This is a genomic window from Microbacterium sp. cx-55, assembly GCF_021117345.1.
In the GTDB taxonomy this organism is placed as follows: Bacteria; Actinomycetota; Actinomycetes; order Actinomycetales; family Microbacteriaceae; genus Microbacterium.
Genome location: NZ_CP088261.1, coordinates 2,296,414 through 2,320,162, shown reverse-complemented (window position 1 = coordinate 2,320,162; position 23,749 = coordinate 2,296,414). Strand labels below are relative to the sequence as shown.

General features: G+C 69.1%; 23 protein-coding genes and 1 pseudogene. 12 read left to right on the top strand and 12 right to left on the bottom strand.

The genetic code is table 11. The annotated features are described in order from the left end of the window. Positions 1-5: 5 nt before the first annotated feature. Entirely contained in the window at positions 6-1,280 is a 1,275-nt protein-coding gene (locus tag LQ938_RS10920; RefSeq protein ID WP_223720564.1) for a DUF445 domain-containing protein, read from the bottom strand. Positions 1,281-1,312: 32 nt separating this feature from the next. On the opposite strand from LQ938_RS10920, the gene LQ938_RS10915 reads away from it, so the two are divergent. Next, positions 1,313-1,585 carry a metal-sensitive transcriptional regulator gene (locus LQ938_RS10915; RefSeq protein ID WP_223720565.1) on the top strand — a complete coding sequence of 91 codons (273 nt, stop codon included), beginning with the start codon at positions 1,313-1,315 and terminating at the stop codon, positions 1,583-1,585. A 10-nt stretch (positions 1,586-1,595) separates the two neighbouring features. On the opposite strand, the gene LQ938_RS10910 is transcribed toward LQ938_RS10915, so the two are convergent. The 4 genes from LQ938_RS10910 to LQ938_RS10895 all read right to left on the bottom strand — a co-directional run bounded on the left by LQ938_RS10910 (position 1,596) and on the right by LQ938_RS10895 (position 5,846). Continuing rightward, positions 1,596-2,600: an aldo/keto reductase gene (locus LQ938_RS10910; RefSeq protein ID WP_223720566.1), complete on the bottom strand. Its 1,005-nt coding sequence runs from the start codon at positions 2,598-2,600 to the stop codon at positions 1,596-1,598. Continuing rightward, the gene (locus LQ938_RS10905; RefSeq protein WP_223720567.1) at positions 2,597-3,766 is read right to left on the bottom strand and encodes an acyl-CoA dehydrogenase family protein; all 1,170 of its coding nucleotides are present in this window, start codon (positions 3,764-3,766) and stop codon (positions 2,597-2,599) included. The genes LQ938_RS10910 and LQ938_RS10905 overlap by 4 nt, the downstream gene beginning before the upstream one ends. Next, entirely contained in the window at positions 3,763-4,521 is a 759-nt protein-coding gene (locus LQ938_RS10900) for an alpha/beta fold hydrolase (RefSeq protein WP_223720568.1), read from the bottom strand. The genes LQ938_RS10905 and LQ938_RS10900 overlap by 4 nt, the downstream gene beginning before the upstream one ends. Before the next feature lie 119 nt (positions 4,522-4,640). Next, positions 4,641-5,846, bottom strand: a complete 1,206-nt coding sequence (locus tag LQ938_RS10895; protein WP_223720569.1) for an MFS transporter — start codon at positions 5,844-5,846, stop codon at positions 4,641-4,643. 397 nt (positions 5,847-6,243) lie between these two features. Between LQ938_RS10895 and nrdH the strand changes: the two genes are divergently transcribed. From nrdH to nrdF, 4 genes are read left to right on the top strand one after another with little or no spacing between them, the layout of a single operon-like run. Beyond that, a complete protein-coding gene (gene nrdH / locus LQ938_RS10890; RefSeq protein WP_223720570.1) occupies positions 6,244-6,477 on the top strand; it encodes a glutaredoxin-like protein NrdH in 234 nt (77 codons plus the stop codon). A gap of 3 nt (positions 6,478-6,480) precedes the next feature. Beyond that, positions 6,481-6,960: a class Ib ribonucleoside-diphosphate reductase assembly flavoprotein NrdI gene (gene nrdI / locus LQ938_RS10885; RefSeq protein ID WP_223720571.1), complete on the top strand. Its 480-nt coding sequence runs from the start codon at positions 6,481-6,483 to the stop codon at positions 6,958-6,960. Beyond that, positions 6,942-9,098, top strand: a complete 2,157-nt coding sequence (gene nrdE, locus LQ938_RS10880) for a class 1b ribonucleoside-diphosphate reductase subunit alpha (RefSeq protein ID WP_223720572.1) — start codon at positions 6,942-6,944, stop codon at positions 9,096-9,098. Before nrdI ends, nrdE begins: the two co-directional genes overlap by 19 nt. A 28-nt stretch (positions 9,099-9,126) precedes the next feature. After that, positions 9,127-10,101 carry a class 1b ribonucleoside-diphosphate reductase subunit beta gene (gene nrdF, locus LQ938_RS10875; RefSeq protein WP_223720573.1) on the top strand — a complete coding sequence of 325 codons (975 nt, stop codon included), beginning with the start codon at positions 9,127-9,129 and terminating at the stop codon, positions 10,099-10,101. A 209-nt stretch (positions 10,102-10,310) separates the two neighbouring features. Here the strand turns inward: nrdF and LQ938_RS10870 are convergent, their stop codons facing one another. Continuing rightward, positions 10,311-10,466, bottom strand: a complete 156-nt coding sequence (locus LQ938_RS10870; RefSeq protein ID WP_223720574.1) for a hypothetical protein — start codon at positions 10,464-10,466, stop codon at positions 10,311-10,313. A gap of 49 nt (positions 10,467-10,515) precedes the next feature. Beyond that, a complete protein-coding gene (locus LQ938_RS10865; RefSeq protein WP_223720575.1) occupies positions 10,516-10,770 on the bottom strand; it encodes a DUF4287 domain-containing protein in 255 nt (84 codons plus the stop codon). A 358-nt stretch (positions 10,771-11,128) separates the two neighbouring features. On the opposite strand from LQ938_RS10865, the gene acs reads away from it, so the two are divergent. Next, positions 11,129-13,114 (top strand): acetate--CoA ligase, encoded by a 1,986-nt coding sequence (acs, locus tag LQ938_RS10860; RefSeq protein WP_223720576.1) that lies wholly within the window; start codon positions 11,129-11,131, stop codon positions 13,112-13,114. Between the two features lie 406 nt (positions 13,115-13,520). Here acs and LQ938_RS10855 read toward each other — a convergent pair. Further along, a pseudogene (locus tag LQ938_RS10855) lies at positions 13,521-14,632 on the bottom strand (class I SAM-dependent methyltransferase). 52 nt (positions 14,633-14,684) lie between these two features. Between LQ938_RS10855 and LQ938_RS10850 the strand changes: the two are divergent. Both LQ938_RS10850 and LQ938_RS10845 read left to right on the top strand, forming a co-directional pair. Then, positions 14,685-15,140 carry a MarR family winged helix-turn-helix transcriptional regulator gene (locus tag LQ938_RS10850; RefSeq protein ID WP_223720577.1) on the top strand — a complete coding sequence of 152 codons (456 nt, stop codon included), beginning with the start codon at positions 14,685-14,687 and terminating at the stop codon, positions 15,138-15,140. 65 nt (positions 15,141-15,205) lie between these two features. Further along, positions 15,206-15,670: a DUF3817 domain-containing protein gene (locus LQ938_RS10845; protein ID WP_223720578.1), complete on the top strand. Its 465-nt coding sequence runs from the start codon at positions 15,206-15,208 to the stop codon at positions 15,668-15,670. 44 nt (positions 15,671-15,714) lie between these two features. Here the strand turns inward: LQ938_RS10845 and LQ938_RS10840 are convergent, their stop codons facing one another. Both LQ938_RS10840 and LQ938_RS10835 read right to left on the bottom strand, forming a co-directional pair. After that, positions 15,715-15,870 carry a hypothetical protein gene (locus LQ938_RS10840; RefSeq protein ID WP_223720579.1) on the bottom strand — a complete coding sequence of 52 codons (156 nt, stop codon included), beginning with the start codon at positions 15,868-15,870 and terminating at the stop codon, positions 15,715-15,717. A gap of 65 nt (positions 15,871-15,935) precedes the next feature. Further along, positions 15,936-16,736: an EI24 domain-containing protein gene (locus LQ938_RS10835; protein WP_223720580.1), complete on the bottom strand. Its 801-nt coding sequence runs from the start codon at positions 16,734-16,736 to the stop codon at positions 15,936-15,938. A 141-nt stretch (positions 16,737-16,877) separates the two neighbouring features. On the opposite strand from LQ938_RS10835, the gene LQ938_RS10830 reads away from it, so the two are divergent. From LQ938_RS10830 to LQ938_RS10815, 4 genes are all read left to right on the top strand, one after another. Beyond that, positions 16,878-19,421 carry an ATP-dependent Clp protease ATP-binding subunit gene (locus LQ938_RS10830; protein WP_223720581.1) on the top strand — a complete coding sequence of 848 codons (2,544 nt, stop codon included), beginning with the start codon at positions 16,878-16,880 and terminating at the stop codon, positions 19,419-19,421. A gap of 148 nt (positions 19,422-19,569) precedes the next feature. After that, complete coding sequence (locus LQ938_RS10825; protein WP_223720582.1) at positions 19,570-20,430, top strand: LLM class flavin-dependent oxidoreductase; 861 nt, start codon at positions 19,570-19,572, stop codon at positions 20,428-20,430. A gap of 35 nt (positions 20,431-20,465) precedes the next feature. Continuing rightward, positions 20,466-20,861: a DoxX family protein gene (locus LQ938_RS10820; RefSeq protein WP_223720866.1), complete on the top strand. Its 396-nt coding sequence runs from the start codon at positions 20,466-20,468 to the stop codon at positions 20,859-20,861. A 126-nt stretch (positions 20,862-20,987) separates the two neighbouring features. Further along, complete coding sequence (locus LQ938_RS10815; RefSeq protein ID WP_223720583.1) at positions 20,988-21,377, top strand: DoxX family protein; 390 nt, start codon at positions 20,988-20,990, stop codon at positions 21,375-21,377. Positions 21,378-21,389: 12 nt separating this feature from the next. On the opposite strand, the gene LQ938_RS10810 is transcribed toward LQ938_RS10815, so the two are convergent. Continuing rightward, positions 21,390-22,043 carry a response regulator gene (locus tag LQ938_RS10810; protein ID WP_223720584.1) on the bottom strand — a complete coding sequence of 218 codons (654 nt, stop codon included), beginning with the start codon at positions 22,041-22,043 and terminating at the stop codon, positions 21,390-21,392. Beyond that, a complete protein-coding gene (locus tag LQ938_RS10805; protein ID WP_223720585.1) occupies positions 22,040-23,716 on the bottom strand; it encodes a sensor histidine kinase in 1,677 nt (558 codons plus the stop codon). Before LQ938_RS10805 ends, LQ938_RS10810 begins: the two co-directional genes overlap by 4 nt. Between the last annotated feature and the right edge of the window lie 33 nt (positions 23,717-23,749).

Here is a 23,749-nt window from a genome sequence, read left to right as displayed (position 1 = left end):
TCGCCTTACGCGCCGAAGATCGCGTGCGCGACCGTGAAGATCAGAAGTCCGGCGAGAGATCCGACGATCGTGCCGTTCAGGCGGATGTACTGGAGATCCCGCCCGACCATGAGCTCGATCTTCTCGCTGGTCTCCGCCGCGTCCCAGCGCTCGACCGTGTCGGTGATGACCGACGCGATGTCGTGGCGGTAGCGCTCGACGAGGAAGACCGCCGCATCCGTCACCCAGCCATCGACCCGGCGCTGCACGGTCTCATCGGTGACCAGGCGATCGCCGATCTCCGCGAGCGCCGCGGCGCCCCGGCGGCGCAGGCCGCTGTCTTCGTCGTGGAGAGCCGTGACGAGACCGTTCTTCGCGGTCGTCCACGCGTCTGCGGCGAGCTCCCGCACGCGCGGCGAATCGAAGACCGTCGTCTTGGCGTCCTCGAAGCGTCCGATCGTCTCGGGGTCGTGCTGAAGGTTATCGGCGAGGCGCTCGAGGTACGTGTCGATCGCGAGACGCGCGCGGTGCTCCGGGTCGGCGCGCACCGCCGCGGTGAACTTCACGGCCTCGTGATAGGCGGCTTCGTCGATCAGGTTGTGCACCATCGACGGTACCCACGACGGCAGCCGGCGCGACAGGAGCCCGGCGAACGCGTCGCGGTTCGACTCGAGCCACGTGCCGATGCTGTCGGCGGCGAGGTCGACGGCCTGGTGATGCGCGCCGGTCGCGACGAGCCGCTCGAGCCAGCCCCCGAGGGGCGGGCCCCATTCGGGGACGATCAGGTGTTCGCGGGCGAGGTCGGTGATGACGTCCTGCACGTCTTCGTCGCTGAGTGCCTCGAGGACGTTCGCGATGATGGTCGCGGCCTCCGAGGCGACGCGTTCGGCGTGCTCGGGGGTGCGCAGCCACTCGCCGAGACGCGCGGCGATCGGGGTCGCGGAGAGCCGGGCGCGGATGACGTCGCCGGAAAGGAAATTCGTCTCGACGAACTCCCCGAGCGTGCGGCCGATCTCGTTCTTGCGGGTCGGGATGATCGCGGTGTGCGGGATCGGCAGTCCGAGGGGGCGTCGGAAGAGCGCCGTGACGGCGAACCAGTCCGCGAGCGCACCGACCATTCCGCCCTCGGCCGCCGCACGGACGTACGCGAGCCAGGGAAAGCGCCCCTGCAGGGAGAAGGCGATCACGAAGACGACCGCGAGGGCGATCAGCGCGCCGAGAGCGATGCCCTTCATCAGACGCAGTCCGCGTGCGCGTTCCTGGTCTGCGGCGCTCAGCAGAGCCATCGGTGTGCGGGCCATTCGGCCATCCTCGCACGGCGTACTCTGAACGCGTGATCGACGACATCAAGAAGCGCGCGCTCCACCGCACCAGTATCCTCGAGGGGCAGTTGCGGGGCCTCTCGAAGATGATCGAGGCCGAGGACTACTGCATGGATGTCATCACGCAGTCCCGCGCCATCCAACGTTCGCTCGAGTCGCTGAACAAGCTGCTGCTCGAGAACCACCTCCGCACCCACGTGACCGAGATGTTCGACGCGGGTGGAGAGGACCGCGACCAAGCGGTCGCGGAGCTACTGAAAGCGTTCGACTTCTCCGGCAAGTAACCGCTCGACGTCAGCCGACCAGGTCGCCGCGCTGACTCGTCCAGTTCGGGTCGAAACTGCGGTTGCCCGCGATCCGGCCGGCGACACCGTCGAGCTCCTGCATGGCGGCCGCATCCAGTCTCACCGCGACCGCCGGGATCCACTCGTCCACGTGCGAGGCGAACCGGGATCCGGGAATCGGTGCGATCGAGACCCCGATCGCGTCTGCGCGCGTGTAGAGCCAGGCGAGCGCGAGCTGGGCGCCGGTGAGGTCGTGCCGTGCGGCGATCGAGAGATAGTCGGCGCGAAGCGGAGCGTTGGCGGCCAGATTCTCGGGGAGGAACCGCGGGAACTTCGGCCGGCCGTCGCCGTCGCCGATCTGTTCTGGGGCGAAGCCGTCGGTCAGCCACGCGCGGCTGAGCGGCGAATACGGCACGAAACCGATACCCAGCTCTGCCACGGTCGGCACGACCGAGAGCTCGACGTCGCGACTGACGACACTCCACTCGGTCTGCACGGCAGCGATCGGATGCACGGCGTGGGCCCGCCGGATCTCGTCGGCCGTCGCTTCGGACAACCCGAGATGGCGGACCTTGCCCGCTGCGACGAGCTCGGCCATCGCGCCGACCGTCTCCTCGATCGGTACGTTCGGGTCGACGCGGTGCTGGTAGTAGAGGTCGACGTGGTCGGTTCCGAGCCGTTGCAGGCTCGCATCGATCTGCTCGTGCACGTAGGCGGCGTCGCCGCGGATCCCGCGTCGTCCGATCCGTCCGCCGTCGATGCCGAACTTCGTGGCGAGGACGATGTCGTCGCGACGGGTGGCGATCAGGCGCGAGATGGTCCGCTCACTTCGGCCGGCCCCGTAGATGTTGGCGGTGTCGACGAACGTGAGCCCCCGGTCCACGGCGTGCGTCAGCGTCGCGAGAGCCGTCTCGTCGTCCACCGGGCCGTAGACATCGCTGAGGCTCATGGCGCCGTAACCGAGGGCGCTGACGACGAGATCGTCGCCGAGTCGGATGCTGTCGATCGCGGTCATCGCGACTCCTGTTCGTCGAGCGGACCGAGCCAGGCGGACGCGACGGTCGCGTGCGCCGACTCGGGGTCGGAGGGGTGGAAAGCGCCGGCGAGCACGTCTCGGTAGAGGCGCCCGAGCTCATTCGAAGAGAAGTACGACGACCCCCCGGCGACGAGGATGGCTTCGTCGACGACCTGCTTGGCCGTGGCGGTAGCGCGGTGCTTCAGGCCGGCGAGCAGCGAGAACCAGCGCGGACCGTGATCGGTCGCCGCATCCACGTCGTGGGCGAGGGCGTCGAGCTGCGGGCCGAGGGCGTCGTAGGCGAGGGCCATCTCCGCCACCCGCCAGCGAATGTCGCCGTCCTGGCTGTACGCCCGCCCGGTCTTCTTCGACCGGCGGGTGCGTGCGGCATCGACGGCGAGGTCGAGGGCGCGTCGCGCGATCCCCGTGTAGACCGACGCCACGAGGATCTCGAAGACGCTGTAGATTCCGAAGACGATCGGATCGGGGTTCGGCCCGGGGGTGATCCGGCGCACCACGCGCTCGGCGGGCGCGACGGCGCCGTGGAGCTCCGTCGTCCGAGACTGGGTGCCGCGCATTCCGACCGTGTCCCAGTCATCGCGCGTCACGACGGCGTCGCTCCGCGGCACGAAGGCGTACACGAGCTGGGGGCCATCCGGCGATGTCGTATCCAACCCGTGCAGGCCGAGCTGCGTCCAGACGGGGGAGAGAGACGTGAAGATCTTCGTGCCCGTGAAGGCGTACGAGCCGTCGGCGCGGGGGACCGCATCCGTTCCGCTGCCGAACAGCACCAGGTCGTTGCCGGCCTCGCTGATGCCGAAGGCGAAGACTTCGCCGGCGACCGACCCGGTCTGCACGAACGCGAGGTCGTCGATGCCGCGATCGCGCAGAACCTTCGCGACCCCGGTCCAGACGAGGTGCATGTTGATCGCGAGCGCCGTGGCGGGCGCCGCCGTCGCGAGGCGCTGCTGGAGAACGGATGCTTCGGCCAGACTTAGCCCCGCACCTCCGCGGTCGGCGGGCACGAGGATGGAGAGGTAACCGGCGTCGCGGAGTTCGCGCAGGTCGTCCTCCGGGAAGACGTTGTCGCGATCGACGCCGGCCGCGCGCGAGCGGATGCGTTCGAGCAGATCGTCGGGAAGATACCGGGCCGCGTCGAACGTCATGCGAGCGCCTTCCGGAGCGCGGCGACGGTGGCGGCCGGGCGATCCCGGTGCGGCGAGTGGCCCGCCTTTTCCACGATCGACATCGTGATGCGGTCGTTCGAGGCGAGCACCTCCGCGGCGGTGCCGCCGGTGAAGATGCTGTAGACGGCCGGGTCGGATCCGAGCACGTGGGTCGGCACCGCGAGGCGCGCAGCGGCGTCGCGCTCGTCCCACTGCGGGTTCTGCTCGTTGGTCTGCTCGACCGCCCACACGCTGGCCTGCTGCGCCGCGGTCGCCTTGAGTTCGATGTCTTGCGGGTGCCAGCGCGGATGCTGGGCGCGCACCGCTTCGGGCGTCGGATCGGCGAACGCGGCCTCCTGGCTGTTGCGCACGATCTCGCGGTCGGCGGGCAGGAGATGGAGTGCGGGGTCGACGAGGATGAGCCGCGCGGTCCAGTCCGGGTGATCGGCCGACGCGCGAACGGCGGCGGCGCCTCCCAGAGAGTGCCCGATGACGAGATCCCACGGGTTTGCGCGCTCGGAGGTCGTGGCGGCAACGTCGGCGGCGTACGCCGCGATCGAGTAATCGAGCGCGCGCGGCGCCTGCGCGTGACCGCGCAGATCGACGGCGACGGCGTACCAGCCGTCTTCAGCCAGAGCCGTGCCGTAGCGCCACATCAGGGCGGCGGACGAGCCGAGGCCGTGGATCAGCAGCGCATGACGGTCGGCGGCAGGACTTCCCCAGGCGAGACGGGGCAGGACGACGGAAGCGGGCATACCTCGAGCGTAGAGCCGAACCCGATGGGCTGCGCCGTGCGTGTTGCGCGCTGTGACGGGCCCCGCCGCATCCTCGCTCCCCTCCGTTCCTTCCGGAAAGTGCGATCGACGAAAGGCGGTCAGGTGATGATGTGAGTCGGCTCGGTGTCGGGGATGGGGCTCGGATCCCGGTGGCGGAGATCGGGGAAGCCGCGGACGAAGACGACCGAGACGATGACGCCCGCGACGCCGAAGACCGCGGCGGCGATGTAGGCGCCCTGGGGGCCGACCCCGTCGATGAGGAACCCGGCGACGGCGGAGCCCGCGGCCGCGCCGATCAGCTGCCCGGTGCCCACCCAGCCGTACGCCTCGGCGGTGTCGCTGAACTTGACGCTCGCGGACGTGATCGCGAACAGCACGGCGAGGGCCGGAGCGATTCCGATGCCGGCGAGGAAGAGCGTGCCGCTCAGCCACCAGACATCGAGCGAGATCATGGTGAGGGCGAGTCCGACCGCGACGATCGTCATCCGCCGCGCCATCGCCCACGGCCCCATCGGGATGTGTCCGAAGGAGAGGCCGCCGGCGAGGCTGCCGACGGAGAAGATCGCCAGCACGAGACCGGCTTCGAGGCCCCCGTGGCCGAAGGTCGCGACGACGCCGGCCTCGACCGCCGAGCAGGCGCCGATGAGGAGGAGCCCGATGACGGTGGCGAGCAGGACGGTGGGGCGCGCCAGCACCTTGCCGAATCGGCGCTTGCTGCGCGGGATGCGGACGCGGCCGACCTCGGGGGAGAGCACGAACCAGGCGCCGCCCCCGATCAGGATCACCACGATGAGGATGAGGGACTCCCAGGTGCCGACCTGGGTGGCCACGAGGGTGATGACGACGGGCGCCAGGATCCAGATGATCTCCTGCAGCGACGCGTCGAGCGAGTAGAGAGGGGTGAGCTGGCGGGAGTTCACGAGCTTCGGGTAGATCGTCCGCGCGGCGGACTGGATCGGGGGAGTGGACAGTCCGGCGATGAACCCGAGCGCCATGTACCCCGGCAGTTCCATCGTGATGAGCGCGATCGCGGCGATCGCCGCCGCGCACACGAACATCGTGAGCGTGATGACCTTCCGCATGCCCCAGAGGCCCATCCAACGGCTCGTGACGGGCCCGGCGATGGCCTGTCCGACCGAGGTCGCCGCGAGCACGAGTCCGGCCGCACCGTACGAGCCGGTGACGAACTCGATGTGGAGCAGGATGCCGAGGCTGGTCATGCCGTTGGGGAACCGGGCCGTCAGCTGGGCGGCGATGATTCGCCCGACGCCCGGAGTACGTAAGAGATCCCGATAGCCCGCCACTGCACAACGGTATCGCGCCGCCGTGCCCGCCGCCGAGCGGCACGGGCGGACACCACGAGGACACCCCGCGGACACCGCTGCGACACGCCGAGACGTGGGCGGGGTCAGAATTCGGATGTCGGTGGCCCGGCGTAGCGTCGGACCTGTGGATTACTTCTCGAAAAAGGAGCGATCGGGCCCTGGATCTGCGATTTCACAGGGTCCGCGACACGCCGTCGCCTGTGGATGAAACGGTGGAAAACCTGTGTTGTAGATGGGGACAACGGTGGAAAATGACACCGATGTAACTACTACCCCTTGTGGTGCTTCCGGGCACCCGTACCCATATGTAGTATTGAGGTCCCGGCAGCACCACAGCCGGAACATCTTCATCACCGAAGGGAGAAGACCGGTTCACATGGCTATCACCGTCTACACCAAGCCTTCCTGCGTGCAGTGCACCGCGACCTACCGCGCACTGGACTCCAAGGGCATCGAGTACAACGTTCTGGACCTTTCCGAGGACCCCGCGGCCCTCGAGCAGGTCAAGGCCCTCGGCTACCTGCAGGCCCCCGTCGTCATCACGGACGAGGACCACTGGTCGGGCTTCCGTCCCGACAAGATCGACGAGCTGGCATCCCGGCTGGTCTGAGTAATGGCAACCGCTGTCGCAGACCACGTCGGCGCGGTTGCCTCCGAGGGGACGGGCGACCGCTCCACCACCCCGCTCCTGGTCTACTTCTCGAGCGTGTCGGGTAACACGGCGCGTTTCATCGAGAAGCTCGGGAAGCGGGCGGTGCGGATCCCGCTCCGTCCCACCGACCCCGTGCCCGTCATCGACGAGCCGTTCGTTCTGGTCACCCCCACCTACGGGGGCGGCCAAGGACGCGGTGAGGAGAAGGGTGCGGTACCGAAACAGGTGATCCGGTTCCTCAACGGAGAGCAGAACCGGAACCTCATCCGGGGAGTCATCTCCGCAGGCAACACGAACTTCGGCGCGGCCTACTGCCTCGCCGGAGACATCATCAGCCGCAAGTGCCGTGTGCCGCACTTGTACCGGCTCGAACTTTTCGGCACGCCAGAAGACGTCGAACGCATCAGCGAAGGATTAGAACGATGGTGGAAGCAGTACTGACCGACACGGGCTTCAAGTCCGATGCCCGCTTCGAGGGGCTCGATTACCACTCCCTCAACGCGATGCTCAACCTCTACGACGCGAACGGGCAGATCCAGTTCGACGCCGACAAGCGCGCGGCTCAGGAGTACTTCCTGCAGCACGTGAACCAGAACACCGTGTTCTTCCACTCCCTGCAGGAGCGTCTCGACTACCTCGTCGAGAAGGAGTACTACGAGCCCGGTGTGCTCGCCAAGTACCCGATCGACTTCATCCAGCAGATCAACGACTTCGCGTACGGAAAGAAGTTCCGCTTCGAGACCTTCCTCGGCGCCTTCAAGTACTACACGAGCTACACGCTGAAGACGTTCGACGGAAAGCGCTACCTCGAGCGCTTCGAGGATCGCGTCGTGATGACGGCGCTCGGCCTCGCCGACGGCGACCAGAAGCTCGCGCTGCAGCTCGTCGATGAGATCATCTCGGGCCGCTTCCAGCCGGCCACGCCGACCTTCCTGAACACGGGCAAAGCGCAGCGCGGCGAGCTCGTCTCCTGCTTCCTGCTCCGCATCGAAGACAACATGGAGTCGATCGCCCGCGGCATCAACTCCGCGCTGCAGCTCTCCAAGCGCGGCGGCGGCGTGGCGCTGCTCCTGTCGAACATCCGCGAGTCGGGTGCGCCGATCAAGCAGATCGAGAACCAGTCCAGCGGCATCATCCCCGTCATGAAGCTCCTCGAAGACAGCTTCAGCTACGCGAACCAGCTCGGAGCGCGTCAGGGTGCCGGTGCGGTGTACCTCTCGGCCCACCACCCCGACATCATGAAGTTCCTCGACACCAAGCGTGAGAACGCCGACGAGAAGATCCGTATCAAGACGCTGTCGCTCGGTGTCGTCATCCCCGACATCACGTTCGAACTCGCCAAGAACGGCGAAGACATGTACCTCTTCTCCCCGTACGACGTGGAGAAGGTCTACGGAGTGCCGTTCGGCGACATCTCGGTCACTGAGAAGTACCGCGAGATGGTCAACGACGCGCGCATCAAGAAGACGAAGATCAACGCCCGCGAGTTCTTCCAGACGCTCGCCGAGATCCAGTTCGAGTCCGGCTACCCGTACATCATGTTCGAAGACACGGTGAACAAGGCCAACCCCATCAAGGGCCGGATCAACATGTCGAACCTCTGCAGCGAGATCCTGCAGGTGAACACGCCGACGACCTACAACGAAGACCTCTCCTACGCCGAGATCGGCAAGGACATCTCCTGCAACCTCGGTTCGATGAACATCGCCCTCGCGATGGACGGCGGCGACCTCAGTGGCACCGTGAGCACCGCCATCCGGGCGCTCAGCGCGGTGAGCGAGCAGAGCCACATCCGCTCGGTGCGCTCGATCGAAGACGGCAACGACCGTTCGCACGCCATCGGCCTCGGTCAGATGAACCTGCACGGATACCTGGCGCGCGAGCACGTGCACTACGGCTCCGAAGAGGGCATCGACTTCACGAACATCTACTTCTACACCGTGCTGTTCCACGCGCTGAAGGCGTCGAACGCGCTGGCCATCGAGCGCGGACACGCCTTCGACGGCTTCGCCGACTCGACCTACGCGTCGGGGGAGTTCTTCGACAAGTACCTCGAGCAGGAGTGGGTGCCGCAGACCGCACGCGTGCAGGAACTGTTCGCCGGTCACCACATCCCGACCCAGGGCGACTGGGCCGAGCTGAAGGCCTCGATCCAGAAGCACGGCATCTACAACCAGAACCTGCAGGCCGTGCCGCCGACCGGATCGATCTCGTACATCAACAACTCGACGAGCTCGATCCACCCGATCGCCTCGAAGATCGAGATCCGCAAGGAAGGCAAGCTCGGTCGCGTCTACTACCCGGCTCCGTTCATGACGAACGAGAACCTGGAGTACTACCAGGACGCGTACGAGATCGGCTACGAGAAGGTCATCGACACGTACGCCGCGGCCACCCAGCACGTCGACCAGGGTCTGTCGCTGACGCTCTTCTTCAAGGACACCGCGACCACGCGCGACATCAACAAGGCCCAGATCTACGCCTGGCGCAAGGGCATCAAGACGATCTACTACATCCGCCTGCGGCAGATGGCGCTCGAGGGCACTGACATGTCCGAGTGCGTCAGCTGCATGCTCTGACGGTCGCTGCGAACTGCGAGAAGGAACGATGACCGAGAAGCTCAAGCTGTTGACCGCCGTCCAGGCGATCAACTGGAACCGCATCCAGGACGACAAGGACCTCGAGGTCTGGAACCGCCTGGTGAACAACTTCTGGCTGCCCGAGAAGGTGCCGCTGTCCAACGACATCCAGTCGTGGAACACGCTGACGCCCGACGAGCAGACGCTCACGATGCGGGTGTTCACAGGGCTCACGCTCCTCGACACCATCCAGGGCACGGTCGGCGCGGTGTCGCTGATCCCGGATGCGATCACCCCTCACGAAGAGGCGGTGTACACGAACATCGCCTTCATGGAGTCGGTGCACGCGAAGAGCTACTCGTCGATCTTCTCGACGCTCGCCTCGACGCCCGAGATCGATGACGCGTTCCGCTGGTCGTCCGAGAACGAGAACCTTCAGAAGAAGGCGCACATCGTCATGGACTACTACCGTGGCGACGAGCCGCTCAAGCGCAAGGTCGCGTCGACCCTGCTCGAGTCGTTCCTGTTCTACTCGGGCTTCTACCTGCCGCTGCACTGGTCGGCGAAGGCGAAGCTCACGAACACGGCCGACATCATCCGCCTCATCATTCGTGACGAGTCGGTGCACGGCTACTACATCGGGTACAAGTTCCAGAAGGGCATGGAGCAGCTCACCCAGCCCGAGCGCGACGAGATCAAGGACTACACGTTCTCGCTGCTCTACGAGCTCTACGACAACGAGGTGCAGTACACGCAGGACCTCTACGACGCGGTCGGCCTGACCGAGGACGTCAAGAAGTTCCTGCACTACAACGCGAACAAGGCCCTGATGAACCTGGGCTTCGAGGCGATGTTCCCCGCCACGGTCACGAACGTGAACCCGGCGATCCTCTCGGCCCTGTCGCCGAACGCTGATGAAAACCACGACTTCTTCAGCGGGTCGGGTTCGTCCTACGTCATCGGCAAGGCCGAGGCGACGGAAGACGACGACTGGGACTTCTGAGTCGAGCAACACAGAAGGGGCGGATGTTCATCATCCGCCCCATCTGTGTTGTCTGCGGGACTTCTACTCTGGCCCTGTGGACAGGGAAACCCTCGAAGTCGTGTACTTCCTCGCCGGCCTCATCGGCCTGTTCGTCTTCACGTGCGCGGTGGGCATCGCGGCCGCGATCCGGCGACGCTGACCGGCGTTCGAACCACGCGCCGCGACGATCACGGTTTCCCCGCGTCGACCCATCTCGTGTGCGCCTTCAGCGCCGACAGGACGGCCCAGCGGACGGCGAGTGCCGCCACCACGACGATGAGTGCGATCACCAGAACGTAGCCGAGCAGGATCAGAATGTGCCATCCACCGAGACTTGCCATCATGCCCGGAGCCTAGCGGCCCGCGCCGTCGCGCCGACAGGCCACCGCGGCCTCAGCTCTTCGCGAGCGCAGCCTTCGCGTAGGCGACGATCGCGTTCGCGTGCCCGTGGCCGAGACCGTGATCGTCCTTCAGTGACGTGACGACGGCCATGTGGGTCTTGCCCGCATCGAGTTGTTCGACCACCACATCCAGCCACTCCTGCACCGGCCGACCGTAGGTCTTCTCGATGCTCGGAAAGTACGACGCCGGGCCCTTGGGCTTCTCCGCGCCGGTGAGGTCGGGGGCCACCACTCTGTGCGTGCTCATGCGCCCAGGCTAGAGCAGCATCCGTGTGTCGTCTGCGGCGTCCTTCGTGCACGTGCACGCGTCTGTGTCTGGGGCTGTGTCTGCGGCGCCGTCGCCGTCACGGGATTCGGAGATGTCACCGGATTCGGAGGCTTCGCGCGAAAACCCTCCGAATCTCGTCGCATCTCCGAATCTCGCGACGCGCGAGTGCGGGGCGAGTGGATGCGGGCGGGGCGGGGTGGGCGTCACACGTCGTCACCCGTTTTGGGTCCTGCGGGACGACCCCGGATGCTGGAAGCACAGCCCGGACCCGCGTCGCGTCGCAGCGTCCGGGCCGGACGCACCACCACCGGAACCGCCCCCGACCCGGAAGCCGAGCATGACCGCGCACGCCCCGCACGACGACACGATCCGCAGCCTCCTCGAGGAGCGACGCACGTTCCCGCCGCCGGCCGCGTTCACCGCGCAGGCGAACGTCACGCCGGAATGGATCACCCGGGAATGGGTCGAGCGCGCGGGCGAGGATGCGGAGACGTTCTGGACCCACCGGGCCGACGCGCTCGAGTGGGCGGAGCCCTGGCACACCGCGCACTCCTGGACGCCGACGGATGGCGACAGCGTGCCGGCCGCGGAATGGTTCGCCGGCGGAAAGCTGAACGCATCCGTCAACGCCGTCGATCGACACGTTTCCGCGGGCCACGGCGACCGGGTCGCCTTCCACTTCGAGGGCGAGCGCGGTGACCGCCGCACGATCACCTACGCCGAGCTGCAGAGCGAGGTCGCCAAAACGGCGAATGCGCTCACGGCACTCGGGGTCGGCGTGGGCGACCGGGTGGTCGTGTACCTGCCCGTGCTCATCGAGACGGTCATCATCCAGCTCGCGACCGCGCGCATCGGCGCCATCCACTCGCTCGTCTTCGGCGGATTCTCGGCGGAGGCCGTGCGGTTCCGAGTGGACGACACCGGCGCGAAGCTCCTCGTCACGACCGACGGACAGTTCCGCCGCGGCCAGGCCGTGCCGGTCAAGCACCAGGCGGATGCGGCCGTTGCGGGCGTCGAGTCGATCGAGCACGTGCTCGTCATCCGTCGCACCGGCGACGATGTGCCGTGGACCGAGGGCCGCGACGTGTGGTGGCACGACGTGGTGGACGGCGCATCCGACGTGCATGAACCGGAGTTCTTCGACGCCGAGACGCCGCTCTTCATCATCTATACGAGCGGCACGACGGGAAAGCCCAAGGGTCTCGTGCACACGACGGGCGGATGGCTGACGCACGTCGCGTGGACGTTCTGGGCCGTATTCGACGCAAAACCCGAGACCGACGTGTACTGGTGCACGGCCGACCTCGCGTGGGTCACGGCGCACAGCTACGAGACCTACGGGCCGCTGCTGAACGGGATGACGAGCGTGCTCTACGAGGGCACTCCCGACACCCCGTCGTGGGAGCGGCACTTCCAGATCCTCGAGCGCTACGGCGTCACGACGTACTACACGGCGCCGACCCTCATCCGCTCGCTCATGAGCCGGTACCCCGGTGGGCCGCCCGCGTCATACGACCTGTCGCACATCCGCCTGCTCGGCACGGTCGGCGAAGCCATCAACCCGGAGGCCTGGGTGTGGTTCCACCGGTATCTCGGTCGTGGCGAAACCCCGATCGTCGATACCTGGTGGCAGTCCGAGACCGGCGGGGCGATCGCTGCGCCGCTGCCCGGAGTCTCGACGCTCAAGCCCGGATCGGCACTCACCGCGCTGCCCGGACTGACCGTACGCGTGGTCGACGCGGACGGACGCGACGTCGGGCCGGGAGGTGGGGGACTGCTCGTCATCGACGGCACCTGGCCGGGCATGTCCCGCACGGTCTGGGGAAACCCGGAGCGGTACCGCGACTCGTACTGGAAGCGGTTCGCGGATCAGGGATTCTTCCTCGCCGGAGACGGGGCGAAGCTCGACGACGACGGTGACCTCTGGGTGCTCGGCCGCATCGACGACGTCATCAACGTCTCGGGGCACCGGCTGTCGACGATCGAGATCGAATCCGCTCTGGTCGCGCACCCGAAGGTCGGCGAGGCGGCGGTCGTCGGGGTGGCCGACGACCTCACGGGCCAGGCGATCGCCGCGTTCGTGACGGGCGATGGTGAGGCCGCCGAGCTGCGCGGGCACGTCCGCACCTCCATCGGCCCGGTTGCGCAGCCGAAGTTCGTGTTCACGGTGCCCGACCTGCCGAAGACCCGCAGCGGCAAGATCATGCGCCGACTCCTCGTCGACCTCGTCGACGGCCGACCGCTGGGTGACACGACTTCGTTGCAGGACGAGACCGTTCCGCCGAGGATCGCCGAGATCGTCCGCATCCACCTCGGCCGCTGATCCCGGCGGCGCGCCGGTCCGGCCCCGCCCCGGTCCGGCGCCGCCTCTGGTCCGGCACCGGCCCTGGTCCGGCGCCGCCCCTGGTCCGGCGCCGGCCCCTGGCCCGGCACCGGCCCCGGCTGCTGACCCACCTCCTGCCGAACTGCTGCGTCGGCATGTCCCACTATTCGCGCAGCATGTCCCAACTTTTGCCGCTCTGGCACCGCTATTGCGGCAAAAAGTGGGACATGGGGTGGAGGGTGAAGGGCGCTGGGTGCCGGGTAGGCAGCGAGGGGGGAGAGACGCGGAGGGGGGGAGCGGCGGAGGGGGGAGCGGCGAGGGGGGAGCGGCGAGGGGAGGGAGGCGGCGCAGCGGAGAGAGGCGGAGGGGAGACTGCCGGCTGGGTGAGGGGCGAGGGGCGCCGGGATCAGCGGGCGACGGATGCGGTGACGGTGAACTTGCCGTTGCGCGCGATCTGCCGGGTCGGGCCGACGATCCGCTCGAGCTCACCGCGGTAGCGGAGCGCCGAGTTCCACACGGTCCACAGCTCGCGGCCCGGCCGGAGTGCCCGTGCGGCATCCGCGAACAGGTGCGCGGCCAGCCTGGTGTCGACCCCGGTGCCGGAGTGGAATGGCGGATTCAGGGCGACGAACGACGCGCTCGAGTCGGGGAGCGCGGAGAGCGCGTCGTCGCGTACGACCGTGATCCGATCGCCGGCCTCGTTCGCGGCGGCCGTTGCGCGGGCGGAGGCGACGGCCACCGCCGACGGGTCGGACGCGTAGACGGAGAGTTCCGGATGCCGCCGGGCCAGCCACGCGGCGACGACACCCGACCCGCAAGCGAGGTCGACGACTCGGCCCTCGGCGGGGATCGTCTCGGGCAGATGCTCGAGCAGGAATCGCGTGCCGATGTCGATGGACGTGCCGGCGAAGACGCCGCCGAAGCCGCAGACGACCAGCCCGTCGTGGGTCGCGCGACGGGGTTCCGGGTCGCGGCCGTTCCGGGGGCCCTGAGCGATGAGCACCCGCGACTTCTGTCGGGCGTGGGTCACGTCGACGCGGGAGAAGTTCTCACCGAGGACGGCGTTCATGCCGACCGACATATGCTTCAGGCGGCCGCCGGCGAAGACCACGACATCGGGTGCCGCGTGTGCGGCGATGGCTCCCGCGATGTCGCGCAGCTCATCGAGCGACTTCGGCAGCCGGAGCAGGACGACGCGCGCGCCGCGCAGCAGCTCGGGGAGAGGGGAACGGATGCGACCGCATCCGTGAGTCCGGTGCGTTCCCCGTTCGCTGCGAGCGCACGTTCGCCGAGCAGGGAGTCCTGGTGCACGCGCACGACGCCGTCCGTGCCCGCGTCGGCCGCTCCGAGGGTCATCGCTCCGTATCCGTCGCCGATGACAGCGATGTCGGTGCGGGGGAGATCAGCGCGGGCGGCGGCGGATTCGTCGAGAATCAGGCGGTCCGCCGCATCCACCGCGAGCTGATCCGGCCCTTCGATGTCGGGCCAGCGTCGCAGGGCATCGAAGGAGAATGTCACCCGTCCACGCTACTGCCCGGCCCGCGGTCGGGCGCGCCGGTAGCATGGGATGATGCCAGACTCGCCGCAGGCGCAAGCCGCCGGTCGGCGACCTCCCTTCAGTCCCGTGATCTCGCTGTTGACGGTCGCCTCTGTCTGGGACGGCCGTCTCAACGCCGCACTCAAGCCCCTCGGTCTCACGACCCGGAAGTACGGGCTGCTCGCCCACGTTCAGGCGACGCCCGGTATCTCGTTCTCGGAGCTCGCGCGCCGTTCGCAGATCACGGTGCAGACCGCCCACACCGCGGTCAAAGCGCTCGCCGCCGAGGGATTCGTCGAGGACGTCATGGCGCACGCCGGCTCTGCTTCCGACCTCCGGGTGACCGAGAAGGGAACCGAGGCTCTCGCGGCGGCCGATGAGCAGCTCGCGGCCCTCGACCGGGTCTTCGGTGGGGGTGTGCCCGAACTCACGACCGCACTCCGGGGACTGCACGAAGCGCCGTTCGGAGAGAACCTTCAGGAACACTGAAGCTATCTCCGCTAGCGTGGGGAGCGGCGATCGCACCCGACCCGCGGACGCCGTGGAGGATGCCCGTGTTCCGCACGCCCCTGGCGCTGTTCCGTACTCTCGCGATCGCCGAAGCCGTCTCCTGGACGCTTCTGATCGCGGGGCTGATCATCCGTGCGACGGCCGATGCGCCGATCGCGGTCACGATCGGCGGCGCGATCCACGGCTTCGTGTTCCTCTCCTACGGCGCGACCGCGATCATCGTCGCGAAGAATCAGCGCTGGTCGGCGGGTGCCGCGATCCTCGCCATCGGCAGCGCCGTGATTCCTTACGCGACGATCCCTACCGAGCTCTGGCTGCACCGCACATCACGCCTGAGCGGCGAATGGCGCCGCACGGAGACCGCCGACCCGCGCGACGCGCGGTGGCATGACCGGCTTCTGCGGATGCTGCTGAACCACCCGTGGGCGTTCGGAATCGCGATGTTCGTGCTGGTCGTGCTCGCGTACGTCGTGCTGCTGAACGCGGGCCCTCCCGGCGGACGCAGCTGACGGGCGCGGCTCTTATCGAGCGCGGCGCTTATCGCGCGCGGTCCTTATCGAGCGCGGCGGACGTGGATCGGCAGTGCCATCGCCAGCGAGATGAGCAGGATGCCGGAGACGAAGACGATCGCCTGGAATCCCTCGAGCGAGAAGGAGATGCCGAACGCGAACATCCCGAGCAGGAACAGCAGCAGGGACACGATGAACATGGAACTCCTTCGCAAAGACTGCCCCCAGCGTATCCGCTTCGACGCACTTCCGTGTCTCGTGACCGCTAGGACGACGACGGCGGGGCGCCGGGGATCGCGGATGCGGGCGGCCGCACGTCCCGCGCGAGCCGGGTCGCTCCCACCACGGCCGCCGGCATGGTCAGAACGGCGCCCAGCGGGATGAGGAAGCACAGCTGCGTCGCGACGCCGAAGCCGAACGCGCGCGCACGGTGTGCGCGCAGCATCCGTCGTCGTGCGCGGTGGTCGATACCGCGCGCGGTGAGCGCTCGTCCGGACAGTTCGTCGGCGAGGATCCAGCCCGACAGCAGGATGCCCGTGATTGCACCGAGCGCGCCGCCGACGAACGGGATCAGCCCGACGGCGAAGGCGATGATCGCGGCCAGGATGCCGCGGAGGATGAGGGATGCGGCGTCCGCGATCCCGGCCCAGAAGCCGCCGTCCGTGTCGAGCGGTTCGCCCGGCGCCTCCGCGGCTTCCACGCCGCGCCAGATGCGGTCGTAGAACGGTTCGCCGATCAGGAGCGTCAACGCGGTGAACAGGGTCGCGGAGAGCAGGAGCGCCGCGCCGAACACGGCGGTGCCGGCGGCGATCCGGACCACGAACGGCCACGGCGCGTCCCACCCGTTCGCGAACGGGGTGAGGGTCTCGGCGAGCGGGGCGATCCAGAATCCCAGGGTGACGAGGGCCGCCGCGAGCACCAGGCTCACGACGGCGGCGGGGACGAGGCCGAGGAGCATGAGCCCCGGTCGCACGCGCCACCATCCGAAGCCGCCGAGCAGGGTGCGCACTCCCGCGAAGAACTCCGACACGACGCCATCGCGGCGGGGATGTTCGACGTGCGTCATCGGGAGTCCTCCGGCTGCGGGATGGATTCGAGAGTATCTGGGAATAGCGCGAGCGCGGGACCGTTTAACTTGATAGAACCGTGCTCAACTACGCAAAATATAGTTGAGCCACCCCCACTCACTTGCCCCCAGGAGGCATACATGCCCGAAGACGTCACGGGCCCGTCCGACACCGACGGCCAGAGCGCATTCGACGAGTTCCTCAGCCGCTACCTGCGCGGCGAGCAGGCTCGCGCGGCGCGGTCGATCGACCTCAGTCGGTTCCTCAGCATGGGTACGCAGCAGATCCTTCAGGACGCCGGACGCTTCGCGCTCGCGCGCGGTCAGCACGAACTCGACGTGCTGCATGTTCTGTACGCCATCGTCCAGCACGCGTCTGCCCGCGAGGCCGTCGCTCGCGTCGGTTCCGACCCGGACGCGATCGAGCGTTCGATCGAAGAGCGCCTCCCGCAGGAGGGGCCGGCGGCCGATGTCGACACGGCCGTGCTGACCACATCCGTGCAACGCGCGCTGTTCCACGCCTTCCAGGTCGCACGCTCCTCGGGGTCGACCTACATCGATCCCGAGCACCTCTTCTTCGCGCTCGTGCTCGCGCAGGACAGCCCGGCCGGCCGGGTGCTCGCCGACGCCGGCGTGACGGCCGAAGCCCTCACCGAGGGACTCCGGGAGCCCGTCGCGCCGGGAACGGACGCGACCGAGGCACGTGACGGCGCCGCCACGATGCTCGACACGTACGGCGACGACCTGACGGCGCGCGCCGCCGCGGGGGAGCTCGACCCGGTGATCGGCCGGGCCGACGAGATCGAGCAGACCGTGGAAATCCTCAGCCGTCGCACGAAGAACAACCCCGTGCTGATCGGTGAAGCGGGCGTCGGCAAGACCGCGATCGTCGAGGGCCTCGCCCGCGCGATCGTCGCCGACGACGTGCCCGAGCAACTGCGCGGAAAGCGGGTCATCTCGCTCGACCTCGCGGCCATGCTCTCCGGCGCGCGGTACCGCGGCGACTTCGAAGAGCGCCTGACCAAGACGATGGACGAGATCGCGGACCTCCGCGGCGACGTCATCGTGTTCATCGACGAGGTGCACACCGTCGTCGGTGCGGGCGCCGGTGGCGACGGCGCGATGGACGCGGGCAACATCCTCAAGCCGCGCCTCGCGCGCGGCGACCTGCACCTGATCGGCGCCACGACGCTCAAGGAGTACCGCGTCATCGAGAAGGACTCGGCGCTCGAACGCCGCTTCCAGCCGGTGCGGGTCGGTGAGCCGTCGATCGTGGACGCCGTGGAGATCCTGAAGGGCCTGCGGCCGGCGTACGAAGAGCACCACCGTGTCACGTACACGGATGCCGCGCTCGCCGCGGCCGTCGAACTCAGCGACCGCTACGTCACCGATCGCGTGCTGCCCGACAAGGCCATCGACCTGATCGACCAGGCCGGCGCGCGTCTGCGCCTGCGCCTCGGCGCGGGGGTCGACACGGCCGCGCTGATGGCGGAGTTCGCGGTGCTCGAGGCGGAGAAGAACTCTGCCGTCGCCGCCGAACGGTACGAGGAGGCGTCGCGCCTGCGAGATGAGATGACGCGCGTTCGCAGCCGGATCGACGAGGCCACGAGCGTTCAGTCCGAGCGCCCGGATGCGGTCGTCGACGAACCGCAGATCGCGGCGGTCATCAGCCGGGCGACCGGCATCCCCGTGAACCGGATCACCGAGTCCGAGCGCGAGCGTCTCGCGACTCTCGAGCAGGAGCTGCACAACCGCGTCATCGGCCAGGATGCGGCCGTCACGGCCGTCGCGACATCGGTGCGGCGCAATCGCACCGGGATGGGCGATCCGCACCGCCCGATCGGGTCGTTCCTGTTCCTCGGCCCCACCGGCGTGGGGAAGACCGAGCTCGCCAAGACCCTCGCGCAGTCGCTGTTCGACGATGAGAACGCGGTGATCCGCTTCGACATGAGCGAGTTCGGCGAGCGCCACACGGTATCGCGGCTCGTCGGTGCTCCTCCCGGATACGTCGGATACGACGAGGCCGGACAGCTGACCGAACGCGTGCGTCGGAATCCCTACGCCGTCGTGCTCTTCGATGAGATCGAAAAGGCGCACCCGGATGTGTTCAACCTGCTGCTGCAGGTCTTGGACGACGGGCGCCTGACCGACGGCCAGGGGCGCACGGTGGACTTCCGCAACACGGTCATCGTGATGACCTCGAACATCGGTGCCGAATTCCTCGCGTCGCGGTCGGGGGCCATCGGCTTCATCGCCGACGGCGGCGGCGCCACCGGGTTCGGTTCCGAGGGCGACCTGCGTGATCGCGTCATGGCGAAGGTGCGGGAGGCCATGCGGCCCGAGTTCCTCAACCGCATCGACGACATCGTGCTGTTCCGGAAGCTCGATCGCCCGCAGCTCCGCGAGATCGTGTCGCTCATGCTGACCACGACCGAGGGTCGACTGGGAGCCCGCGAGATCGGGTTCGAGGTGTCGGAGTCGGCGGTGGATTGGCTCGCCGACCGCGGGTACGAGCCCGAGTACGGCGCGCGCCCGCTCCGCCGCCTCATCCAGCGTCAGATCGATGACCGCATCGCCGACCTGCTCGTGAGCGGCGAACTCGGCGACGGGGGCGCGGTGCGGGTGGATGCGGTCGGCGGTCAGCTGGTCGTGGCGTCGGTGAGCGTGCTCGCCGACGCGGCCTGACGATCACGGATGAAGAGCCCGGGGCCCACCGCCCCGGGCTCTTCGTCATCTGCCGGGCTGCGCGCCTGCGGGTCTGCGGGGCGGCGCGTCGGACGGCGGAGGGCGAGTCCTGTGCGCCGGATGCGGCCTCCGGGCGCAAGCTCGGTACATGACATCCGCCACCATTTCGCTCGGCGTCGCCGGGTCGCTCGGCCCCGCCCTCATCGCCCGGATCGCCGGTTCCGCCGAGCGAGCCGGCTTCCACGCGCTCTGGGTCAACGACACCCCGGACGGCGATGCCCTCGCCGCACTCGCGGCGGCCGCCGCCGTGACCGAGCGTCTGGTCCTCGCCACCGGGGTCGTGCCGCTCGACCGCCGCGCCCCGAGCGAGATCTCCGACGCCGTCTCGCGCATCGACGCGCCGGATTCCCGCATCCGGATCGGGCTCGGTTCGGGCGCCGCCCGGACCGGCCAGCTCGCGCTCGTGCGCGACGGCGTCCGCCGCATCCGCGATCGACAGGCGGTCGGCCTCGTGGTCGGGGCCCTCGGGCCGCGGATGCGTGCACTCGCCGCCCGCGAGGCCGACGGTCCGCTGCTGTCGTGGCTTCCGCCCGCGGTTGCCGCCGAGCAGAGCCGTGACGCGCACGATCTCGCGCCCGCCGCACGGGTGTGCCTGTATGTTCGCGCGGCGGTCGACGCCGCGGGGATCGAGCGGATGCGGGAAGAGGCCGCGCGATATGCCACCTACCCGAACTACGCCGCGAACTTCGCCCGGCTGGGCGTCGGCGTCGAGTCCACGGTCCTTCCCGCGCCGGGCGACGACGGCATCGCGGCGGGTCTGGTGCCGTATCTCGGCGCCGTCGACGAGGTCGTGCTGCGGGCCATTCCCGCCGACGACAGCCCCGACGCCTACGCACGTTTCATCGACGCGGCTGCCGCCGCCATCACCGCAGCACGCGACACCGCAGAACAGGACGCCGCAGCACGTGACGCCGCAGCACGCGACGCCGCAGAACAGGCCGGCGCGTGAGGCGCGGACGCGGTGGGCACCGCATCCGTTCCGTGTTGCGAACCATCGCACGCCTCGCGCTCGCCGCGCTGCTGACGGCCGCGGGTGTGTCGCACCTCACGTGGGGGCGCCGCGGTTACCGCATCGTCGTGCCGGAGTGGGCGACGCGGATGCTCCACACGAGCACGGATGCGATCGTCGTCGGCTCCGGCGTGGCGGAGATCGCTCTCGGCGCCGCGGCGCTCCTGCCCCCGCCGCGGCGAGCGATCGCGGGCTACGCGATCGCCGCGTTCTTCGTGGCGGTGTTCCCGGGCAACGTCCACCAGTGGCGAACGGGCCGGCCCGCGCCGTTGATGCGAACCGATCGGGCGCGTTTCGGACGGTTGTTCCTGCAACCGGTGCTGGTCGTCTGGGCACTGTGGGCCACGGGCGGGTCCGGTCGCCGCGCCTGACCAGCGCATCGGCATCGACACCGGCATCGGCATCGATGTCGCGCTGACGGGCGTCCGCCGGTCAGCACAGCGCGTCGCGAGACATTCGGGCTCGACACGAGCCGCGTTCGGGAGTGGACTGAGGACATGAGGAATTTCGCGCGTTGGCTGCTCGCAGCCGCCATGGTGTTCGCCGGCGTCAGCCACCTGTTCTGGGCCCGGAAGGAATTCCAGGCGCAAGTGCCGGACTGGACGACCGAAGTGGTGCCGCTCGACAAGGACGCCGTCGTGCTCGCGTCGGGCGTCGCCGAGATCGCCCTCGGCGCCTCGCTGGTCGCCCTGCCTCGACACCGTCGCAGCGCCGGCACGGTTCTGGCCCTCTTCTTCGCGGCCGTTTTCCCGGGCAACATCGCGCAGTTCACGTACCGCCGCGACGGCTTCGGTCTGGACACCGACGTGAAGCGTCTCGTGCGGCTCTTCTTCCAGCCGGTGCTCATCGCGTGGGCGCTCTGGAGCACGCGCACCCCGCGCGCCTGACACCCGAGCGGCTCAGGAGACCCGTGCCCGGTAGCGGTGCTCGGGTCGCCCGGTCGCACCGTAACGGAGCCCCACCTCGACGAGCCCGCGGGTCGCGAGCGTCGACAGGTGTCTCTGCGCCGTCGCCCGGGAGATCCCGGCGCGTTCGGCGATCTCGGCGGCCGACGCCTCCTCGACGCCGAGCGTGCCCAGAATGAGCTGCTCGGTCGCCGACCGCGACACGGATGCGGCGTCGCCGGCCCCGTGCACGATCGCCGCAGCGCGGTCGATCTCCTCCTGCGACAGCGCGCGATCGGCGTCGATGAGGTTGCGGTAGCGCGCGTACCGATCGAGCCGCTCGCCGAGTACCCGGGTGTCGAACGGCTTCACGAGATAGCCGAGCGCGCCGGACCGGAGCGCCCGGCGCACCGTGGCGGCATCCGATGCCGCCGAGAGCACGAGCGCGTCGATGCCCGAGGTGCGCATCAGGTCGATGCCGTCGCCATCCGGAAGATAGACGTCGACGAGCAGGAGGTCGGGGGTGTCGGCGCGCAGGGCGGCGCGCGCCGCGTCGATGCTCCGCACCGGATCGAGCGCGGTGAAGCCCGCGCGGTCCGCCACGATGTCGCGGTGGATGCCGCCGACGCGGAAGTCGTCGTCGACGATCAGAACCCGGATGTCGGTCATTGCTTCTCCTCCTGAGACGCCGTCGCCGCGCGACCGGTCATGACGCCCGGCAACCGCGCACCGAAGACGGCGCCGGACGCCGGCCCTCCGGCGTCCACGAGCCAGACGTCTCCGCCGCGCCGACGCGCCAGATCGCGCGAGAGCGGCAGGCCGATGCCGAGGCCGTGCACCCGGTCGATGGGTGGTTCGGGGTGGGCGTCCGCGGTGGCGGCATCCGGATTCCGCGGGGCGAACACGACCGATGGATCGGCGACGCCCGGGCCCGAGTCGGCCACGGTGACGACCAGGGTGTCGCCGTCGTCGAGCAGGGTGACCTCGACGGTGGGCGTGCGGTCGCCGCCGACCGCGGCGGTGACGGCGTTGTCGATCAGGTTGCCGAGCACCGCGGCGACGTCTTCGGCCTCCGCGACCTGCCCCCAGAGGAGGGTGTCCTCACCGATCGTGAGCGTCGCGCCACGTTCGGCCGCTGCGATGGCCTTCGCTCCGAGGAACGAGCGGAGAAGCGGGTCTGAGATCCGCTCGCCCGACGTCCACCCGTGTTCCGGCGCCCCCGTGCCGCCATCCCCGGCGAGGTCGCGCAGAAAGTCTCTGGCCTCGTGCGCGCGCCCGGCGTCGATCAAGCCCGTCGCCGCGTGCAGGCGGTTGGCGAACTCGTGGCGCTGCACCCGCAGCGCGTCGCTCATCGTGCGCACACTCTCGAGGCGCTCGCTGAGGGCGATCAGGTCGGTGCGATCGCGGAGCACAGCGGCGGTCCCGAGCGTCCGCTCCGCGCGCAGGACGGGGAGCACATCGATGTAGATCACCCGATCGCCGATCACCATCCCGCCCGGTGCGCCCTCGCCGCCGAGCGCGCGCCGCACGTCGTCGTCGAGGGGAAGAGCAGACAACGAGCTGCCCGAGGCGGCCTCGGCGAGGCCCAGCATCCGCGCCGCGGCCGGATTGCACACGCGCACCACTCCCGCGGTGTCGAGCGCGACGATCCCGTCACCGGAACTCGCCAGAACCGCGGCCTGCGTCTGCACGAGCGCCACGAGCTCTTCGGGCTGCACACCGAGAGTGACGGACTCGAGCCGTCGCCGCATGAAGAGGCCGACGACGAGCCCGGCCGCGACGGCCGCGCCGACGGCGAGCGCGATTCCGCCGAGGAGCGCGGGCAGATCGTCGAAGACGCTGGCCGGCTCGAACCCGACGCTGACCTGGCCGACCGGAGCGCCTCCGCCCGGCGGGAGGATCGGGACCTTCGCGCGCGCGGACTCGCCGAGCGTGCCCGTCTCCCACGTCACGACCTCGCGGCCGGCGAGCGTCTCGGCGAAGCTCGTGCTGACCTGCTCGCCGATCCGGTCGGGGTTCGGGTGCGCGAGGCGGATGCCGCGCACGTCGGAGATGACGACGAACAGGCCATCTGCGCGGTCGGTGACCGCGAGCGCGTACGCCTGCAGCGGTCCGGCGCGCAGCTCGGACGCGGGAGGAGGAGCATCCGCGGCGGATGCGGCGGCCACGAGTTGCCGTACCTGCGCGTCCTCCGCGACCGTGCGCGCGATGTTCAACGCCGACGACTCCGCCTCCTCGCGCAGCTGCTGGACGCCGATGGCGAGGAACACGGCCGCGCAGACCGCCACGACGGCGACCTGGGTCGCCACCTGCACGATCAGCATCCGCGTCGCGAAGCGCATCATCGCCTCCTCTGCGCACAATGCGCAGAACAC

What these genes read in the sequence shown, in the direction of transcription:
- LQ938_RS10815 (WP_223720583.1), top strand. Translation starts at nt 20,988, where the DNA reads ATGAGGAATTTCGCGCGTTGGCTGCTCGCAGCCGCCATGGTGTTCGCC.
- LQ938_RS10850 (WP_223720577.1), top strand. Translation starts at nt 14,685, where the DNA reads ATGCCAGACTCGCCGCAGGCGCAAGCCGCCGGTCGGCGACCTCCCTTC.
- LQ938_RS10910 (WP_223720566.1), bottom strand. Translation starts at nt 2,600, where the DNA reads ATGACCGCGATCGACAGCATCCGACTCGGCGACGATCTCGTCGTCAGC.
- LQ938_RS10835 (WP_223720580.1), bottom strand. Translation starts at nt 16,736, where the DNA reads ATGACGCACGTCGAACATCCCCGCCGCGATGGCGTCGTGTCGGAGTTC.
- LQ938_RS10830 (WP_223720581.1), top strand. Translation starts at nt 16,878, where the DNA reads ATGCCCGAAGACGTCACGGGCCCGTCCGACACCGACGGCCAGAGCGCA.
- LQ938_RS10865 (WP_223720575.1), bottom strand. Translation starts at nt 10,770, where the DNA reads ATGAGCACGCACAGAGTGGTGGCCCCCGACCTCACCGGCGCGGAGAAG.
- LQ938_RS10840 (WP_223720579.1), bottom strand. Translation starts at nt 15,870, where the DNA reads ATGTTCATCGTGTCCCTGCTGCTGTTCCTGCTCGGGATGTTCGCGTTC.
- LQ938_RS10905 (WP_223720567.1), bottom strand. Translation starts at nt 3,766, where the DNA reads ATGACGTTCGACGCGGCCCGGTATCTTCCCGACGATCTGCTCGAACGC.
- LQ938_RS10805 (WP_223720585.1), bottom strand. Translation starts at nt 23,716, where the DNA reads ATGCGCTTCGCGACGCGGATGCTGATCGTGCAGGTGGCGACCCAGGTC.
- nrdF (WP_223720573.1), top strand. Translation starts at nt 9,127, where the DNA reads ATGACCGAGAAGCTCAAGCTGTTGACCGCCGTCCAGGCGATCAACTGG.
- LQ938_RS10920 (WP_223720564.1), bottom strand. Translation starts at nt 1,280, where the DNA reads ATGGCCCGCACACCGATGGCTCTGCTGAGCGCCGCAGACCAGGAACGC.
- LQ938_RS10825 (WP_223720582.1), top strand. Translation starts at nt 19,570, where the DNA reads ATGACATCCGCCACCATTTCGCTCGGCGTCGCCGGGTCGCTCGGCCCC.
- LQ938_RS10870 (WP_223720574.1), bottom strand. Translation starts at nt 10,466, where the DNA reads ATGATGGCAAGTCTCGGTGGATGGCACATTCTGATCCTGCTCGGCTAC.
- nrdE (WP_223720572.1), top strand. Translation starts at nt 6,942, where the DNA reads ATGGTGGAAGCAGTACTGACCGACACGGGCTTCAAGTCCGATGCCCGC.
- LQ938_RS10810 (WP_223720584.1), bottom strand. Translation starts at nt 22,043, where the DNA reads ATGACCGACATCCGGGTTCTGATCGTCGACGACGACTTCCGCGTCGGC.
- nrdH (WP_223720570.1), top strand. Translation starts at nt 6,244, where the DNA reads ATGGCTATCACCGTCTACACCAAGCCTTCCTGCGTGCAGTGCACCGCG.
- LQ938_RS10900 (WP_223720568.1), bottom strand. Translation starts at nt 4,521, where the DNA reads ATGCCCGCTTCCGTCGTCCTGCCCCGTCTCGCCTGGGGAAGTCCTGCC.
- nrdI (WP_223720571.1), top strand. Translation starts at nt 6,481, where the DNA reads ATGGCAACCGCTGTCGCAGACCACGTCGGCGCGGTTGCCTCCGAGGGG.
- acs (WP_223720576.1), top strand. Translation starts at nt 11,129, where the DNA reads ATGACCGCGCACGCCCCGCACGACGACACGATCCGCAGCCTCCTCGAG.